Annotated in this window: 1 protein-coding gene; it reads left to right on the top strand. The window is 45.4% G+C overall.

The window, feature by feature from the left end:
• Nucleotides 1–492: 492 nt before the first annotated feature.
• On the top strand, nucleotides 493–1057 hold a 565-nt coding region (locus NC238_06685; protein MCM1565624.1), incomplete at its 3' end, for a hypothetical protein.

The following is a 1057-nucleotide window of genomic DNA, read 5'->3' on the forward strand; positions in this document are numbered from 1 at the left end:
ATCAATTTCTTTTTCAACATGCGTGTCTCCTTGAAGGTATGGTGACGACTCCAGGTCTGATGAGCGTGTTTACCTGCCGTATCTGAGATGCCGCTGATATAAATTCACTTATTAGCTGGCCGCTGTCAAGCAGTAACTATTACTTCAGCAATTAAACATCACACCTTGATGATCAGGGGCACGGCGTGCCCTGCCCAGTTTTGGCGAGGCACGCCGTGCCCCTGTTTACCAGTCATATGTTTCATACCCCCGTACTACCTATTTTATAGGGAAATCAGCTAATCAAGGATCTGTCGCAGATATTGTCGATCAACACCTTGCTTCGATATTGAAAAGATGGTGTGGCAAGTTGGTAAATATTGCTACTTTTCCTTTATAAATTAAAGTTATTCCTGTTTTAGTCGAAAATATATTTGTCATTGAATTGTTACAATCTCATATAAGCAACAGAGCGTGATAGCCGGAGCGGAGACAGTTTGACGGGGGAGGAATATGTTCAAGAGAAAACTTACAGTTAAAGTATTGGCAATTCTCGGTAGCACCCTGACAATCGGTTTTGTTACTTTAGGGTCGATTGCCATCTGGCTTCAGTTTAAGTCGACCATGGATTTGCAGCTGAAAAATACCCGGAATGTGGGATCGATCATTATTCGGGATATTGATGAATACATGATGAAAGGTGATTCGGCAGAGGTTTACAAATATATTGCGGAAGCAAAACAGAAAAAATTTCTTATGGACCTGAAGATCTTCAATACCGCAGGCAAGGAACAGGACGCTGCGGGAGCAGCTTCGGTTAATAACACTGTTCTCCAGGCCTTGAAAAGCGGCAGGAGCATAGAATTTGAGCGGATTGATAACGGAATCCACACCATGAATGTGGCCGTTCCGCTGGAAAACGAGCAACGCTGCCAGGGGTGCCACGATGCCGGGCTCAAATATCTGGGCGCCGTGCTTCTGAAGACCTCGATTCAGGACGGTTATGACAGTGCACGCAAGCTCACCTACCTGCTGCTGGTGACAGGCTTGTTCTTTTTTGCCGCCATGCTCGGCAGTA

It is taken from the genome of Dehalobacter sp. (genome assembly GCA_023667845.1).
In the GTDB taxonomy this organism is placed as follows: Bacteria; Bacillota; Desulfitobacteriia; order Desulfitobacteriales; family Syntrophobotulaceae; genus Dehalobacter.